This is a genomic window from Thermopolyspora sp. NPDC052614 (genome assembly GCF_040678635.1).
In the GTDB taxonomy this organism is placed as follows: Bacteria; Actinomycetota; Actinomycetes; order Streptosporangiales; family Streptosporangiaceae; genus Thermopolyspora.
The window spans coordinates 53,656-67,737 of sequence record NZ_JBFATZ010000019.1 but is presented as its reverse complement, the minus strand read 5'-3'; the positions used below and the strand labels follow the sequence as shown (position 1 = coordinate 67,737).

General features: G+C 68.4%; 18 protein-coding genes. 3 read left to right on the top strand and 15 right to left on the bottom strand.

Annotation, left to right across the window (positions count from 1 at the left end; all coding sequences use genetic code 11):
* Window positions 1–60: 60 nt before the first annotated feature.
* The 6 genes from AB0K60_RS30530 to AB0K60_RS30505 all read right to left on the bottom strand — a co-directional run bounded on the left by AB0K60_RS30530 (window position 61) and on the right by AB0K60_RS30505 (window position 4,730).
* On the bottom strand, window positions 61–1,050 hold the full coding sequence (locus tag AB0K60_RS30530; protein ID WP_364062980.1) for a tyrosine-type recombinase/integrase: 990 nt from the start codon (window positions 1,048–1,050) through the stop codon (window positions 61–63).
* Window positions 1,051–1,064: 14 nt separating this feature from the next.
* On the bottom strand, window positions 1,065–1,319 hold the full coding sequence (locus AB0K60_RS30525) for a hypothetical protein (protein ID WP_364062992.1): 255 nt from the start codon (window positions 1,317–1,319) through the stop codon (window positions 1,065–1,067).
* The gene (locus tag AB0K60_RS30520; protein WP_364062977.1) at window positions 1,316–1,735 is read right to left on the bottom strand and encodes a site-specific integrase; all 420 of its coding nucleotides are present in this window, start codon (window positions 1,733–1,735) and stop codon (window positions 1,316–1,318) included. The genes AB0K60_RS30525 and AB0K60_RS30520 overlap by 4 nt, the downstream gene beginning before the upstream one ends.
* 663 nt (window positions 1,736–2,398) lie before the next feature.
* Window positions 2,399–2,635: a transposase gene (locus AB0K60_RS30515; RefSeq protein WP_364062840.1), complete on the bottom strand. Its 237-nt coding sequence runs from the start codon at window positions 2,633–2,635 to the stop codon at window positions 2,399–2,401.
* A gap of 793 nt (window positions 2,636–3,428) precedes the next feature.
* Complete coding sequence (locus AB0K60_RS30510) at window positions 3,429–4,178, bottom strand: DUF4386 family protein (RefSeq protein ID WP_364062837.1); 750 nt, start codon at window positions 4,176–4,178, stop codon at window positions 3,429–3,431.
* 408 nt (window positions 4,179–4,586) lie between these two features.
* A complete protein-coding gene (locus AB0K60_RS30505; protein ID WP_364062834.1) occupies window positions 4,587–4,730 on the bottom strand; it encodes a hypothetical protein in 144 nt (47 codons plus the stop codon).
* Window positions 4,731–4,870: 140 nt separating this feature from the next.
* Here AB0K60_RS30505 and AB0K60_RS30500 point away from each other — a divergent pair, with 140 nt between their 5' ends.
* Window positions 4,871–5,236: a hypothetical protein gene (locus tag AB0K60_RS30500; protein WP_364062831.1), complete on the top strand. Its 366-nt coding sequence runs from the start codon at window positions 4,871–4,873 to the stop codon at window positions 5,234–5,236.
* A gap of 158 nt (window positions 5,237–5,394) precedes the next feature.
* Here AB0K60_RS30500 and AB0K60_RS30495 read toward each other — a convergent pair whose 3' ends face one another.
* The 7 genes from AB0K60_RS30495 to AB0K60_RS30465 form a co-directional block, all read right to left on the bottom strand.
* Entirely contained in the window at window positions 5,395–5,565 is a 171-nt protein-coding gene (locus AB0K60_RS30495) for a hypothetical protein (protein ID WP_364062828.1), read from the bottom strand.
* Window positions 5,566–5,800: 235 nt separating this feature from the next.
* The gene (locus AB0K60_RS30490) at window positions 5,801–6,913 is read right to left on the bottom strand and encodes a LacI family DNA-binding transcriptional regulator (RefSeq protein WP_364062825.1); all 1,113 of its coding nucleotides are present in this window, start codon (window positions 6,911–6,913) and stop codon (window positions 5,801–5,803) included.
* A gap of 20 nt (window positions 6,914–6,933) precedes the next feature.
* Entirely contained in the window at window positions 6,934–7,458 is a 525-nt protein-coding gene (locus AB0K60_RS30485) for an amidohydrolase family protein (protein ID WP_364062822.1), read from the bottom strand.
* Window positions 7,434–8,291, bottom strand: coding sequence for an amidohydrolase family protein (locus AB0K60_RS30480; RefSeq protein WP_364062819.1), 858 nt, complete (start codon window positions 8,289–8,291; stop codon window positions 7,434–7,436). Before AB0K60_RS30480 ends, AB0K60_RS30485 begins: the two co-directional genes overlap by 25 nt.
* Entirely contained in the window at window positions 8,288–9,469 is a 1,182-nt protein-coding gene (locus AB0K60_RS30475) for an FAD-dependent oxidoreductase (RefSeq protein WP_364062816.1), read from the bottom strand. The genes AB0K60_RS30480 and AB0K60_RS30475 overlap by 4 nt, the downstream gene beginning before the upstream one ends.
* Before the next feature lie 568 nt (window positions 9,470–10,037).
* A complete protein-coding gene (locus AB0K60_RS30470) occupies window positions 10,038–10,511 on the bottom strand; it encodes a GNAT family N-acetyltransferase (protein ID WP_364062813.1) in 474 nt (157 codons plus the stop codon).
* A 116-nt stretch (window positions 10,512–10,627) separates the two neighbouring features.
* Window positions 10,628–11,083 carry a hypothetical protein gene (locus AB0K60_RS30465; protein ID WP_364062810.1) on the bottom strand — a complete coding sequence of 152 codons (456 nt, stop codon included), beginning with the start codon at window positions 11,081–11,083 and terminating at the stop codon, window positions 10,628–10,630.
* A gap of 601 nt (window positions 11,084–11,684) precedes the next feature.
* Here AB0K60_RS30465 and AB0K60_RS30460 point away from each other — a divergent pair.
* Window positions 11,685–12,161, top strand: a complete 477-nt coding sequence (locus tag AB0K60_RS30460; RefSeq protein WP_364062807.1) for an NUDIX domain-containing protein — start codon at window positions 11,685–11,687, stop codon at window positions 12,159–12,161.
* A gap of 282 nt (window positions 12,162–12,443) precedes the next feature.
* Here AB0K60_RS30460 and AB0K60_RS30455 read toward each other — a convergent pair whose 3' ends face one another.
* Window positions 12,444–12,740 (bottom strand): hypothetical protein, encoded by a 297-nt coding sequence (locus AB0K60_RS30455; protein WP_364062804.1) that lies wholly within the window; start codon window positions 12,738–12,740, stop codon window positions 12,444–12,446.
* Between the two features lie 123 nt (window positions 12,741–12,863).
* Here AB0K60_RS30455 and AB0K60_RS30450 point away from each other — a divergent pair, with 123 nt between their 5' ends.
* A complete protein-coding gene (locus tag AB0K60_RS30450) occupies window positions 12,864–13,418 on the top strand; it encodes a class IV adenylate cyclase (protein ID WP_364062801.1) in 555 nt (184 codons plus the stop codon).
* Between the two features lie 107 nt (window positions 13,419–13,525).
* Here AB0K60_RS30450 and AB0K60_RS30445 read toward each other — a convergent pair whose 3' ends face one another.
* Complete coding sequence (locus tag AB0K60_RS30445; RefSeq protein WP_364062798.1) at window positions 13,526–14,068, bottom strand: hypothetical protein; 543 nt, start codon at window positions 14,066–14,068, stop codon at window positions 13,526–13,528.
* Window positions 14,069–14,082: the final 14 nt, after the last annotated feature.

Genomic DNA, 14,082 nt, shown 5'->3' with positions numbered 1-14,082 from the left:
GCGCCAGGCGGCGAAGTAGCCGTAGACGGTGGCCCAGGGCGTTCTATGGAATCAGCTTTGTCAAGCTCCTCCTGGTTTGCCCTGTCTGACGTCCACGATCGGCAGCAGGGTCGCGGTGGCGGGAACGTCGATCTGACGTGGGGTGGGCCCGGCCGGTGTGGGGACGTCGGTGAGTCGTTCCAGTAGCTGATCGAGGGCCGCCTGCCCGTCGTCGACGGCGGCGCGTTCGTCGTCGGTCAGGGGGATGGCGGCGAGCATCTTTTGCAGGTTCTCCTTGGCCTCCAGGAGCTGGCCCTTGCTGGAGGACTTCGGGGTGTAGAAGTCGCAGCGTGCGCAGGCCATGCGGTGTTGGCACTGCTCGAAGAAGGTGTAGGTGCACCAGCCGTGGCCGAGATCGTAGTACTGCCAGGGCTCGCCGTTCGCGGCGGCGCCGGAGGCGACGGCGTCGCGGTCGACGAGGACTTCGATCGTGCGGACGTTGCGGGCAAAGTAGCCGGCGTCGTTGTAGGCCCTGGCCAGCGTGTTCGGGGTGATCTTCGCGTAGTGGGCGGTAGCTTCGGGTGTCCGGTGTCCGAGCCATTCCTGGAGCTCGAAAAGGGTCATGGGCTCCTTGGCGTTGTAGAGCTGGCTGGCGATGGTGGAACGGGCCCGGTGGCTAGTGATGTTGCCGCGGGCGTCGGAGGTGGGGACGCCGGCCTTGCGGCAGAGCATGGGGATGATCGTCTCGTTGATGTAGTGCTTGGAGACCCGGCGGGCGCGGAAGGCGAACAGGAAGTCCACGCGCTGGTTGGTCTTCGGGTTGAGGATCGCGGGCTGGGCCGGGCGGACCGCCCGCCAAGCCTCGATCGCCTGCCCCAGGAGTGGGTCGACCGGCTTGGTGAACGCGGTGCCGGTCTTGTGGGTGGGGATGTCGAGCAGGCAGACCGTGTCGCGGGCCAGAACCTCGCCGGAGTCGCCGGGAATGGGCATGCCGTCGTGCTGCCAGCGGATGCAGCCGACCCGGAGCCGGGCGACCTCGTCGCTGCGTTGTCCCGCGAACAGCCAGGTCAGCGTGATGGCCCGGATCAGCTCGGCCGGGTAGGTGCGGCCGTCCGCGGTAGGCAGTCCCGGGCGTGAGCCAGCGGCTCGACCAGCCGCCTCGGGGCCGCCTGCGGCGTCAGTCCCAGGCGTCTGACCTGCTCGATCTCCAGCGTGCCAAGCACCTTCGCCTCGCCGCCGGTCACCAGAGCACGCCGGTCGTGGCGGGTGAGGTCGAGTGGCCAAGCCCAGGCCGCGCTGTCACCGCTGTCCCCGGAGACCCCAGGGGTCGTCGCGGTCAACGGTTCACCCCGCCCGTGTGGTCGGCTCGGGTGAGCATGTCGATGCGCCAGGAGTGGATTTGCCGCATGCCGCGGTTCAGCTTCTTTGCGAGGTCGCGTCCGGACAGGTGAATGTAGGTCATGGTCGACTCGGTGTGGCGGTGTCCGGCGAAGGTCGCGATGGCGTGCAGTTCCCAGCCCATCCTGGCCAGGTCGGTCAGGCAGAGGTGGCGGGTGGTGTGGGTGGAGAAGCGCGGCAGGTCGGCGGCCAGGGCGACGCGGCGGATCACCTTCGACCAGGTCCAAAGGCTCAGCGGCTGCCCGTAGTTGCGGCGCGACTCCGACAGGAACAGCGGGCCGCGGGCCCGGCTGATCGCGGCCCGATGGACGAGGTAGCCCGACAGCAGCACGCCGGTCGGAGCGGAGTACGGGACCACGCGTTCGCGGCGGGTCTTCGTCGTCTCCGCCCTGATCCGAAGCGTAGCGAGCACAGTTCCTCGCGCCTCAGCGCGGCGTCGTAGGCCAGGGCGAGCATCACGCGGTTCCGCGCCGGCTCTTGGCGCACGACGTCCAGCAGGTCGAGCCACTGCTGCTCGTCAGGGATCCAGGGCAGCTTCACCAGCCGCGGGACCAGCCCTCGCTCGTGGCCGCCGAACTTCCGGCCCGGTGTGTAGCGGCCGCGCCCGACCGGGTTCGACTCCCGCAGCCCTTCCTCGATCAGGTAGTCGTAGAACAACCGCACCGGCACCAGCCGCTGCTGCAAGGTCGCGTTCGCCAGGCCTGCACCCGAGTCGAGCGCGACCACGTTCGCTCCGCGGCGGCTCGGCCGCGTGGAGAGGTCCTTCACGAACGCGGCAACGTGCAGGCGGCCCGCCGTCACCGGGTCGACGTCGTCCCGCTCGCAGATCAGCAGGTACTCGGCCAGACCCCGGGCGTACGCATCGATCGTCCGCGGAGCCCTCCCGAGGTCCGTCCACACCCGCAGCCACTCGGCTGCCCGCTCATGCCGGCCCAGGACCGGCCACTTCTCCTCCAGCACCACCGCGCTGCCCAACACGCCTCCTCAGCTCATGGGAACGCCGCAGGATACGAGATGGCTCCTACGGCGTCTGATTCCACGTAACTGATAGAAAGTCGTGGGGCAGGTAGCGCCAGGGGACGCCGGTGCGGTCCACGAACAGGATCGCGTCCATGATGGTGCGCAGGTCGTGCTCGGGTGGACGGCCGATGTCCAGGGCATGCGCGCGGCGTTCGGCGCGCCAGGCGGTCAGGACCGGTTCGATCAGTTCCCAGCGGGCGTCGGACAGGTCGCTGGGGTAGCGGCGGCGTACGGTCATGACTGTGCTGTAACGCTCTGTGTGCTTGTAGGGCTATATGCGTATTGGTCAGGTCAGGCTGTTGGGGCGCCGCGGTCAGCGTCACAACCAGTGCGTAGCGGATGTCTTGGGATCAAACAGAAGAATGCGTCTATTCGGTGCTCGCTCAGACCTCTTCTGGCCCGGGCGGCACACAGCTGTGCCGATATCCCGGCTCCGTCGCCAGCGGGGCGCCGACGAAGCGGCACACTTCGCCATCTTTAGGGATAAGACGCCCACTGAGAAGGAGTTCATCGACGGGCTGAAGATGGTCATGACGTTCGAGTCTCCGTGATGCGCCGCGTTGAGCTCGACGCAAAGTTGATCGATTTAACCGGTGACCTCGAAGGTGGCCACGCCGATGAAGGTGCGGGGCGTGCTGGACAGCAAGGGGACCTCCTCAAGGTGTTGGCGGTCCGGTCAGATAGAAGAGTCGGCGCGAGGGTGGGTGCGTCTCACCGGGGAAATCGCCGGGTTTTTCGCCGGGACCGGCCAGGTCAGTGGCCCTCCCGCCGGAACCGTGGCCGGTGGCGCCGGGCTTGCCGCTGGGGGCGGCGAGCGAAGTGAGGATGGGCGGCCGCCGACCTTCGATCGTCGCGGTGGCCGCCCAGGTGGGACGGCCACCGCGGTCCGCATCTGGACGAAGGCAGGGTGTGGGCTCAGCCCGCGGTGCCATGCACGGCGTCTTGGATGGGGCCGACACTCTCTCGTCTTCGCCTCGGCGCGGTCGCCGACGATGTCGAAGGAAACCAGCGCCACGCGGCCCACACCTTCATCAGCCAGACGACGGGGCCTGCGACTCCTGCATCCGCCAGGCGACCACGACCAGCCAGATCATCCACGCCACGTCTAGGACGAAGGCCGACACGATTGCGATCGTCTCCGTTCGCGAGAAACCCGCGGAGCCGACCGCCCAGCCCTGCACCAGGTAGGTGATGCCGGAAAGCCCCATCAGGTGGACTATCGGGCGCGGAACCCAAGCCGTCCGCACGACCGCGACCGCGAACAGGAGCAAAGCAAGGCCCAGGGCGAAGTTTTGGTAGCTCCTCACCCCCCACTCAAGCCAGCGGATTGCCTCGGCGCTGGCGAAGCGCGCCGCCTTCTCGGCGTCCGGGGCGCTCGCCCACGCGTTCACGGCCTGCTTGAGGGCGACCCCGTCCACCGCTTGGAGGACGCCGTACAGTGCCAGCGTCGTCACCGCCGAAGCGGCACCGAATCGACCCGCCCATCTCGCCGTTCCAGCCTGAACGTCCAGGGCGAAGAACAGGGCGAGCAGCCCCGCGAGGAAGATCGCCATGCTCGCGAACTGGCCGAGGTGCACGACTGTCCAGATCCCGCTGTCGGCGTACTCGGCGAACACGGCGGGGTGGTTATTTGCGTCCCCATCGGCGTGGAACTGGGTGACCACAATGTACAGGAGTTGTCCCACGAGCAGTAGCGTGGCGGACAGGCGCGGCGACGTGCGACGCTGCGGGGGTTCGGTGTGCGCGGGGTTGGCGCTGTGAGCGGGAAACGTGCTGGACACGGCAGGCCTCCAGGCGTGCGGGATGGACGGTGTCACGGGACGAGGACGTAGCCCGCCTCGTCGACGGCGGTGATCTGCTCGGTGGCCGCGCGTCGGCAGTCCGCGCAGGTTATACCGGTGACCTTGAGCGTGGTCGAATCGATGAAGGTGCGGGGGTGCCGGAGAGCGAGAGGAACTCCTCGAGGTGCTGGTGGTGGTGCGGCCTGGAGGAATAATCGGCGCGAGGGCCGGTGCGTCTCACCGGGGAAATCGCCGGGTTTTTCGCCGGGATCGGCCCGGTCGGTGACGGTGCGCCCCGTGCCCGTGGCCGGTGACGCCGGGCTTGCCGCCGCCGGCGGCAAGCCCGGCGAGGACGAACAGGGCGGCAAGGACGTCGGCGGGCGGCGAAGGCCCGGCCGTAGCCGTCGATCAGCCCGGTCTGCGTGGCGAGGTGTCGGCGATCGCGGTGAGCCCGGCGGTGCCGATCTCGTGGCCGGTCATCAGCCCCGAGGCCGGTCCGGAGCTCTCGGCGGGCACGTCGCCGGTGCCGACGAGCAAAAAGCCGGTCAGCACGCCGACGGCGTCGGGGTGCCGCCGGTGAACCGCATCGCGTTTGATGGAGGCCGGGTCAACTGGCTGTGGTGAGGATAGCCGGGTCGATCTCAGTTCGGTAGCGGGCCTCGAACTCGGCTGGCGGGAGGTCGTGGCAGGCGATGATCGTGGAGCAGTACACTGACCTGGGCGGCCACGATCGCGGCGTGCTGCTCCTCATCACCACACGTCCGTCGCTTCGCGACACATTCCTCGACACCGCCGCACAATTCGAGGATCCCCTTACCGCCGTGATCGCCGAGCGCCTCGGCGATACCGATCAGCACACCGCCCGAGTGCTCTCGGCGAGCGTGGCCGCCGCGGTACGCGTCGCACTCCAACGATGGCTACGGCCCGCCGCCGTATCTCCCGCGACCAGCGGACTCGTCGCACCGTCAGGTCGCTGCCCGAACTGCTCCGGACAGCACTCGCACCACTCATACCGGCGCTTGAGGCAGCCGAAAGACGACCACGGCCACAACGGATGAGCAATAGCACACGGACCAACGGCCGTCTCTAATGCGAAACCGATCTGTGATCACCAGAATATGGCGGGAAACCCGCAGGTCATGGTGTTGCCCACCTGTACAGAACCCCGCCGGGGGCACTCTTTGATCAGGCCAAACAGCCCTCACCTGGGGTTTCTCTATAGCCGCCCGGCGATCATGTGCAGCGAGGTGCAGTGCCGTGCGCTGGGCCGACCAGCGGCGCCGAGGCACCCGGCCTTGTAGCCGACCAGCACCGCGGTCAGAACGTCGGTGCCGGAAGATCGGCAGGAGTCCCGGGCGTTTGTGGACTCTGCGGTGAGGGTGCTCACGCGGGTGGCCGAGCCGAAGATGGTGGCATGGGTGCCGGGGCCGTCCAGCGCGATGGCACCGCGTACCAGCGAGTGGCCCCAGCCGATGCCAGAGGCGTCGAGCCCACAGGCGATGCTGTCGAGCAGCAGTTCGCGGACGCGGCGTTACGTCGCCAGCCGCGCCTGGTGGAGGGACAACGCGACCAGCCGCTCGGCCAGGCGCGCACAAACGTGACGATCGTCCATCGGGAGGCTCTCAGGTTCCGTTGTAGGGGATGTCGGGAGAGGCTGTGGGTGCGGACGCGCCGCAGGAGCGCCGGACGATGAGTGTGGGCTGTATGACGACTTCCTCGGGTTCGTCGCGGTCCTCGGCCAGGATCAGTTGGGTGGCGAGTACGCCCATCCGGTAGGGCTGTTGGTCAACGACGGTGAGCGGGGGATCGATGAGCGATGCCCAGGGGAAGTCGTCGAAGGAGACGAGCGCGATGTCGTCGGGGATCCGAACGCCCGACGCCCGGAGGGATCCGACGACTTCGCGGGTGAGCCGTCCGCTGGTGCAGATGACGGCGTCCGGGGGGCCGTCTCCTCCCCGCCTGGCCAGCAGTTCGGCCACCGCTGCGGCCACGTCGCCGGGTTCCCCCGTGTCGCAGACGTGCGCCGAGATCGCGCCTGCCGCCGGTCCGGTGGCATCGCGTTCGGCGGTGACGCCGGCCAGTCGCAGTCGCTGCGTGGCCAGTCGTTGTGTGCTTGTGACGACGGCGATTCGGCGGCGGCCCAGCCGGTACAGGTGCCGGGCGCAGAGGGCGCCGGCCGCCTGATCATCGAGGTGCACGCTGTGCATTCCGGGGTGCGCCGTGGCCGGTGCGCGGGTGAGCAGGACACACTGCGTCCCTCGGGATGCCATCTGGCGGGTGAGGTCGTCGTTGTCGGGACCGGTGGTGGTGATGAGACCGCGAACCCGCTGTTCGTCCATGAGATTGAGCAGGCGACGCTCGGCGGAGGGATTTCTGGAGGTGCCGACGAGGAGAACCGAACTGTCGGCCGGTGTGGCCACTTCCTCGGCCCCTCGGACGAGTTCGACGTAGAAGTGGCTGCGGAGATCTCCGACGAGCACGCCGATGCTGTTCGACCTGCCCCGGAAGACACCGCGGGTCAACCCGTTCGGGCTGTATCCCAGCTCGTCGATCACCCTCGTCACCCGCGCCACCAGTTCTGGGCTGACATTCGATGACCTGGACAGCACGCGGGAGACCGTGGCGGTCGAGACTTCGGCGGCGGCCGCCACGTCCTTGATGGTCGGGCGGCCGCCGCCGATCCCGCGGGGTGCGCCCGCGGGCCCGGCGGCCGAGGTGTCTTGCGGCGTGTCCATACCGGTGTTCCTGGTGCTTGTCATAAATTCGCGTGGACGAGTTCGCCGTTCGCGACGGCCGGGCGACCGTCGATGAGGACCCATCGGACGTTGTCGAGCCGTTGTGCGTCGGTCACCACGATGTCCGCCACGGCACCGGGGTCGATGCGCCCTCGGCTGGGTGCGAGGCCGGGGATGATGTCGGCGACATTGGCACTGGCCATCGCGACGGCCGCGGGCAAGGTGGTGGCGCCGTCTTCGACCGCTTTCGAAATCGCCAGAAGAATGGGGTCGTGGTACCCACCGGCGTAATCGGTGGAAATGGTGTCGACCAGACCTTCCCGGAGCATCGCGAACATTGTCTCAGGGGAGTGCAGGAGCCGACGCGCTCCGAGGGCGTCCAGCGTCGAGACGTCGACGACCACCCCTGCTTTCCGCAGTTTGCCGGCGTGCTCCACCGCCTCTTCGACGGTGAAGCTCGAATGGTTGGAGTGGCCGGCGATCAGCCGTACGTCGATATGCGCGATCTCGGCGACCTGTTTCATGGACGCCGCGGCGTTGTGCACGATGACCGGTACGGCATAGCGCCGCGCGTGTTCCGCAGCCTCGGCCAGGCCGTGTAGAGCCGCCTCGAAGGCGGGAGCACCACGGACCGGACGATGTCCGCGGCGTCTTCCGGGGTCATAAGGTCGATCAGCCCGATCTCCGTCAGTACGGCGGCCACCTCATCCCTGTCGTAGGTTCGGCGATCGATGTGCCGTCCCAGGACCGTGTATTTCAGAGCGTTCGCCTGCGCGGGCGTGATGGTCTTCCCGGTGCGTTCCCGCACCTTCTCCGGGATGTACATGTAGCTCGCACCGCCGCCACCGAGGGTGTGCCCGGCACCGATCTCACCCAGCGCCACCGCGCCCTCCCGTACGGCCGTCTCGGCGGTGGCCTGGATGTTCTCGCGGTGCAACCCGCTGCCGTCCGCGATCTGGGCGGCACGCAGGCAGGATGGCGTGTTGCACGAGGCCCACTTCACGTTCATCGGGTGCGCCTGGTTCGTCCGCGCGATCTGCTCGGCGGTCATGAACCCGTCCACGCACAGGACCGTGGTGGTTCCCTCCAGCAGGTGCCGGTCGAGGTTGCGGATGACCTGGTCGTCGGACAGCGGCGTGTGTCCGCTGGGGAACAGCGGCCCGAACGCCGTCCCGTGCGTATGGTTGTTGATCAGCCCGGGCAGCACGACCTTGCCGGCCGCGTCGATCACGAGGTCCGCCTGGTCGTACGGTCGCGCCGGGTTTGACGGCAGCAGGTCGCGGACGGCGCCGTCGACGATGACGACATCCGTGCTGGGCAGCGAACTGACGCCGACACCGGGGATGACGGTGCCGGATCGGATGACGGTGATGGTCACGATGCCCCCTGGGGTGTCGCGGTGGCGGCCTGTTGGGGACGGTCGGCCTGCGAAGAGGAGTCGGGACGCCCATGGCGGAAGGGCTCCAGCTCATCGACCCGCTCTCCGCGTATAGCGGCACCCACCAACTCGGCGACGCGCAGGCAGAGGGTGACGCCGCTGTCGGTTATGGCGAAATAAAGGCCGTCGACCGTGGCGCATCGCCCGAGCACCGGCAAACCGTCGATCGGCATCGGCCGCACCCCGACCCGGGTTGCTTCGATCTTGGTTCCACGGATGCCCGGGTACAACTCCTCGGTCCGGCGCAGCAACGTCTCCGCGACACCCGGCTCGACGTCCCAGGAGCCATCCTCGCGTCTGGACACGGCGTCGTCCAGGCTCGGGTCGTGCAGGAGCAGCCGTCCGGCGCCGTCCGGCCTGAGGTTGACGCCCGGCGAGTGGATCACCCTGCCCACAGTGACGGCCGTGGGGGCGGTGTAGGCGAGGAGGCCGACGGAGTTGCGCATGGGTAGCTCCACCCCTGCCAGCGCGGCGACCTCGGCCGCACGGGGGCCCGCGCAGTCGACGACCGCGTCCGTACGCACGGTTTCACCGTCAGCCGTGGTGACGCCGGTGACGCGGTCGCCCGTCATGGACATCTCGACGACCGTCGAATGGGTCCTCACTTCCGCCCCCGCCGAACGTGCGGACGCCAAAAGCGCCCGCACAAGCGGCACGGGGTCGCCCCAGCCTTCCTCCGGGTAGTACGCGACCGGGCCGTCGATCATGTCCGTGGCCAGGTCGGGCTCCAACTCGCGGAGCTGCGACGGCTCCAGCCACCGCACCGGATAGCCCCGGTCCGTCAGGCGATCGATCTTCCGCTGCTGGTCTTGCCGCTCCGCCGGATCGGCCTTCCACTCCAGGTTGTCGTGCTCGTGGTACCAGTCACACGAGGCGACGTCCTGTGCGAGCCGCCGATGCGCCCGCAGCCCCTCGACGTTGAGGTCGTGGTAGCTGCGGGGTGTCTTGCCGTTGGAGTCGGTCCAAGAGAAGGTGGCACCCGATGTGCCGGACGCGGGAGCACCCGCATCCACAACAGTGACGGAGCAGCCGTTGCGGGCCAACTCGGCGGCCATCGCCGCTCCCATCACACCGGCGTTGATGTAACTAGTTACATTCGACAGGATGCGACGGTGCATCTGCGCCTGTCAAGACTCTTCGCATGTCGCGCCGTGACCGCCGGCGGCCATGCCCACACCCCGGTCCGCCAAAGACGTAAATGCTTCAATCTGTGATTCGACGAGTTACTGTCACCGCACACACGTCGTGGTGACGCATTGAGTGCATGCGGATGTGACGGCCCGGCTGGCGGAGTTCCGTCGTCCGGTGGTGTCGTCGCGCGAACAGGAGGCCGGCCTTGCTCGGGCTGCTGCTGGTCAGCGTTGCGGCCGATGTATACGCGCCGGCCGCAACGGCCAAATCCGCACCCGGCTCGGTCGCGGCGCGCCCGGTCCCGGCGAGTGCGACTCCGGCGATGGGCATGAACCAATTCCGCCCTGCTCCGGCCCCTCCCCGTCACCAGCATCTCGGGAGCCCCTGCCGCTGACGGCAGCCGCCCGGACGGTGCAGTGCTATGCCCACCCCACCCCCCACGAAGCCCGCGCCACCCGCGGTGATCATTGCGGTCTCCTGCTCGGGCGGGGGCATAGGGACTACGGCTCATTGTTCGGGGGTAAGGACCGGCGATTTCACCAGTTCGCGGCCAGGTCAGTGGCCGGTGGTCAAGTCGGCGTACGCGCTCAGGGGCCAAGTGGCGAGGATCTTGGACCGCAGGGTGGCGCCGAGGCGGTGGTAGAAGCGCTGCGCGTCGACGTTGTCGACCTCCACGCTCCAGCGGATGAGCAGTCGCTCGGGTGCGGCCAGTGCGGCGAGAGCGGCCATGAGCTGACGGCCGACGCCGGCGTCACGGTGCCCTGGGCGGACGTAGACGTCGTCGAGGTTGAGCACATCGCCGCCGGTCCACAGGTGCAACTGGCGGACGGAGGAGACGTAGCCGATCGCCCGGCCGCCGCGCTCGGCCAGCAGGACGATCACCTCGGGGCGTCCGAGCAGAGCGCGCCACTGCTCATCGGTGACGTGTACCTGCGCCGTCTGGTCCTCATGGGCGGCGATCTCGCCGACCATCGCGGCCACGTCGGCGGCGTCATCCGGTGTGGCCCGGCGGATCGTGATCTGAGTCATCGTGGGGTGTCCTCTCGTGGAGTGGAGCGGTGGACGGGACGGACGGCTCCCCCGCCGTAGTCGGGTTCATGCGACGCCGCAGGGGTCTTCGACGTCGCTGGGCCGGGGTCGGGGCCTCAGCAGTGGGCGTACTCGTGCGGGCGCAGCAGCATGGCCACGGCCATCGCCGGGAGCATGAGCAGGTGGCCCCACAGCATTAGGGCGCCGGGGTCGATGAGTTCGAGCGCCAGCGGTACGAACAGCACCAGGAAGGGCGCGTACATGGCCGCGCCCATCTCGACGATGGGCCGCCAGCGGTGGCCGCGGAACTTCATCCACGCGGACATGGCCACCGTCATGTTCGTCGCCATGATCAGCGCACCGGTGTACGGGTTGTGCATCAGTCCGGCGGCGCCGAGGGCGTCGAGGACGAACATCCATATCGGGTGCAGGACCACCATGCCGACGGCCATCGCCACGACCATCTCGGCGAAATGCAGGGCGAACTTCTTGGCGCTCAGGCGGTGGCTGTTGTGCGCCACGGCGTCGGTGGGCACGGGGGCTGCGCTCGGGGTGGCGGGTTGATTGTGCACGGCATGTCTCCAGGAATGGGGGCGGGTCACGGGGCGAGGGTGTAGGCGGCCTCGTCGACTACGGCGGCGATCTGCTCGGTGACCGCGCGCTGGCAGTGCGCGCAGGTCATACCGGTGATCTCGAATGTGGTCGAACCGATGAAGATGGGGGTGCCGGAGAGCGATAGGAACTCCTTGAGGTGCTGGTGGTGATTCGGCCTGGAGGAATAATCGGCGCTAGGGCCGGTGCGTCTCGCCGGGGAAATCGCCGGGTTTTTCGCCGGGATCGGCCCGGTTAGTGACGGTGCGCCCCGTGCCCGTGGCCGGGGACGGCGACACTGGGCTTGCCGCTGGGGGCGGCGAGGTGGCGAGGACGAATAGCGCGGCGCCGCGCTGCTCAAACGTGGAGCGGCCCTTGCCGATTCGGCCACCGCCGCCGAAGTCGACCCAAAAACCGTCGAACGGTGGATCACCCAGGGACGTCTACGGCACCCCGGCCGCGGAGGCTCCGGTGCTGCATCTGCGCAAGGTCGCCGGGGGTGACATGGTGACCACCTACGACACCAGCTTTAGCGGGTCTGGGCCACCGCCCAGCCCCTCGACCGGCAGTAAACTGGCGATCATGGCGCGGAGGATCGACTACTACGACGACCCGGACGCCCCGCCCGCCAACAGCATCGTGCCGTCGGTCAACGTCGTGGTCGTCAACGACGCCGGCGACATCCTGATGATCCGCCGCTCCGACAACGACAACTGGGCCGTCCCCGGCGGAGCCATCGACCGGGGCGAATCCCTCCCGCAGGCCGCCGTGCGCGAGACCCGCGAGGAGACCGGCATCGAATGTGAGATCACCGGCCTGGTCGGCATCTACACCGACCCCCGCCACGTGATCTACTACACCTCCGATGGCGAGGCCCGCCAGGAGTTCTCCATCGTGCTCACCGCCCGCCCCATCGGTGGGCGCCCCACCCCCAGCGACGAATCACGCGAAGTCCGCTGGGTACCGCGCGACCAGGTCGGCGCCTACCCGATGGACCGGTCGATGCGGATGCGCATCGAGCACTACCTGGCCGACACCGGTCGCCCGCACATCGGATAGCCGCCCAAGGATCGAGTCCACGGCCGAGGTGATGCAGGGCGTGGCGTTGGAGATCGCCCGGCTCACCAGATGCTCGGGACCGTAGCGGGAATGGATCTCGGCCAGCCGCTCGCCCACGCGCAGGTGTGTGCCGTCCGGGCCGGTGGTCATGTCGCAGTACGTCAGCGCCTGGCACAACCCTGCCTGCTCCTGAGGGAACTCGGCCTGGAGCGTCTCCAGCAGGCCGCGCTGCTCGGCCTCGAACACCGCGCACGAGTGATGCGCCACAACCGGCACAACCGCTCATCCGCCCCGGCGACATCCCGCAGGCACCGCGCACCGTCCAGCGGATGAACCCGGTGTCGACCAGATCGGGCGCGTACCCGATGTCTGCAGCCACGCCGCCGCCTCGACCACCTCGGCGTCGGCACCCAGGATCGGCGCCAGCTCCACCGCGATCGACACATACACCGGCTCCCGATCCAGATCCATCGCGGGCGTGTCCCGACCCAGCACGATCCGCCCCTTGGAGGTGACGGTCGCGATGAGCCGTTCGTCCTCCAGCAGAATCAGCGCCCGGCGCAGCGTGTTGCGCGCCACACAGAACTCCGCGCTCCGCAACACCCGCCGCCGAGATAGAGGAGGCGGGCCTCGGAAAGACGCCAATCACCGCCCGGGATGTCGGTAAGCTCCCTCGCCAGAGCAGATTCCAGGGAGGCCAGTGTGACGGATGAGGCGCAGGAGATCGAGGTCAAGTACCGCGTAGGCGACCTGACGGCCCTACGGGACGCGCTGACCCGGCGCGGTGTGACGCTGTCGGCACCCACACGGCAAGACGATCAAGCCTACGCACCGGCAGGCTGGGACTATGGCCGCAGCAAGATCGGAGTAGCGTTCGCCCGTCTGCGCACCCAGCAGGATCGGCACCTGTTCACCGTCAAAACACCGGTCGACAACGAGATGGCGTGCCTGGAGCACGGGACGGAGGTCGCTGACCGGCAGCAGATGCGCCAGGCTATCCTCGCGATGGGGTTCCGCCCGACGGTGCGCATTGTCAAGACCCGGCGGACCGGCACGCTGGGTGAGGTGTATGTCTGCGTCGACGAGGTCGAGCATGCCGGGGTGTTCATCGAGTTCGAGTGCACAGCCCGGGCCGGGGAATCCGGCACCATCGCCCAGCATCGGCTCGACGCCCTCGCGCGCTCGCTCGAGGTTGATCTCCAGCGTGTCAGCGACACCTACGACTCCTTAGTGCGCGCAGCGATGGCCCCCGCGTAGCAGCAGCGCTGGCTAGAACAGGGCGATGGTCTCTGGACCAGCGGGGTTGCCGCAAGGCAGGCGGGAAGCCGTGACATCAAGGTCCAGCTGTACGGCGGCGTGGTCGGTCAGCCCGTCCGTTCGCACTTGGTGCAGGTAAGCAGACCCCCGGATGCGGTCGGCCAGGGCCCGGCCCACGTGAAAGTAGTCATAGCGGTAGCCCGCGCCGGTCCGGCCGATCCAGCTGTAGGCCTGAACGTCCGGCTGGCAGTGCCGGTGGGCGTCGAGAAAACCCTCGGCGTGGAGGGTCTCCAGCAGGCCGAACTCAAAAGGCAGGAACCCCGGGTGGAGCGGGCAGTGATCGGCGCCGACACGTTGTAGTCGCCGTCGATCACCAGATGGTCGTGCTGCTCGGCAGGAAGATTTCGCAGGACCGCAAGCAGCGAGCCGATGAAGGTTTCTTTACGGGTGGTCTTGTCCGCGCTGCGGTCCCGTCCTGACAGCGTGGACTCGCTCGCGCGGATGAGCCGCCCCAGTTGGGACCGTGATGGCTCGCTGGTGACATGGACGGCCCTGCCGTACGCGCGCAGTCGTCTGGCCGGCAGGCTGGTGGTCGTGGTCTTGCCGACACCGTTGGGGCCTTCCACGACCAGGAACACACCGCCGGCCATGACAGCAGCCGGGT

Bases quoted from the DNA above. Each gene is read 5' to 3' on its own strand.
- AB0K60_RS30470 (WP_364062813.1), bottom strand. From the start codon at position 10,511: ATGACTCAGATCACGATCCGCCGGGCCACACCGGATGACGCCGCCGAC.
- AB0K60_RS30475 (WP_364062816.1), bottom strand. From the start codon at position 9,469: ATGCACCGTCGCATCCTGTCGAATGTAACTAGTTACATCAACGCCGGT.
- AB0K60_RS30460 (WP_364062807.1), top strand. From the start codon at position 11,685: ATGGCGCGGAGGATCGACTACTACGACGACCCGGACGCCCCGCCCGCC.
- AB0K60_RS30490 (WP_364062825.1), bottom strand. From the start codon at position 6,913: ATGGACACGCCGCAAGACACCTCGGCCGCCGGGCCCGCGGGCGCACCC.
- AB0K60_RS30500 (WP_364062831.1), top strand. From the start codon at position 4,871: ATGATCGTGGAGCAGTACACTGACCTGGGCGGCCACGATCGCGGCGTG.
- AB0K60_RS30515 (WP_364062840.1), bottom strand. From the start codon at position 2,635: ATGACCGTACGCCGCCGCTACCCCAGCGACCTGTCCGACGCCCGCTGG.
- AB0K60_RS30445 (WP_364062798.1), bottom strand. From the start codon at position 14,068: ATGGCCGGCGGTGTGTTCCTGGTCGTGGAAGGCCCCAACGGTGTCGGC.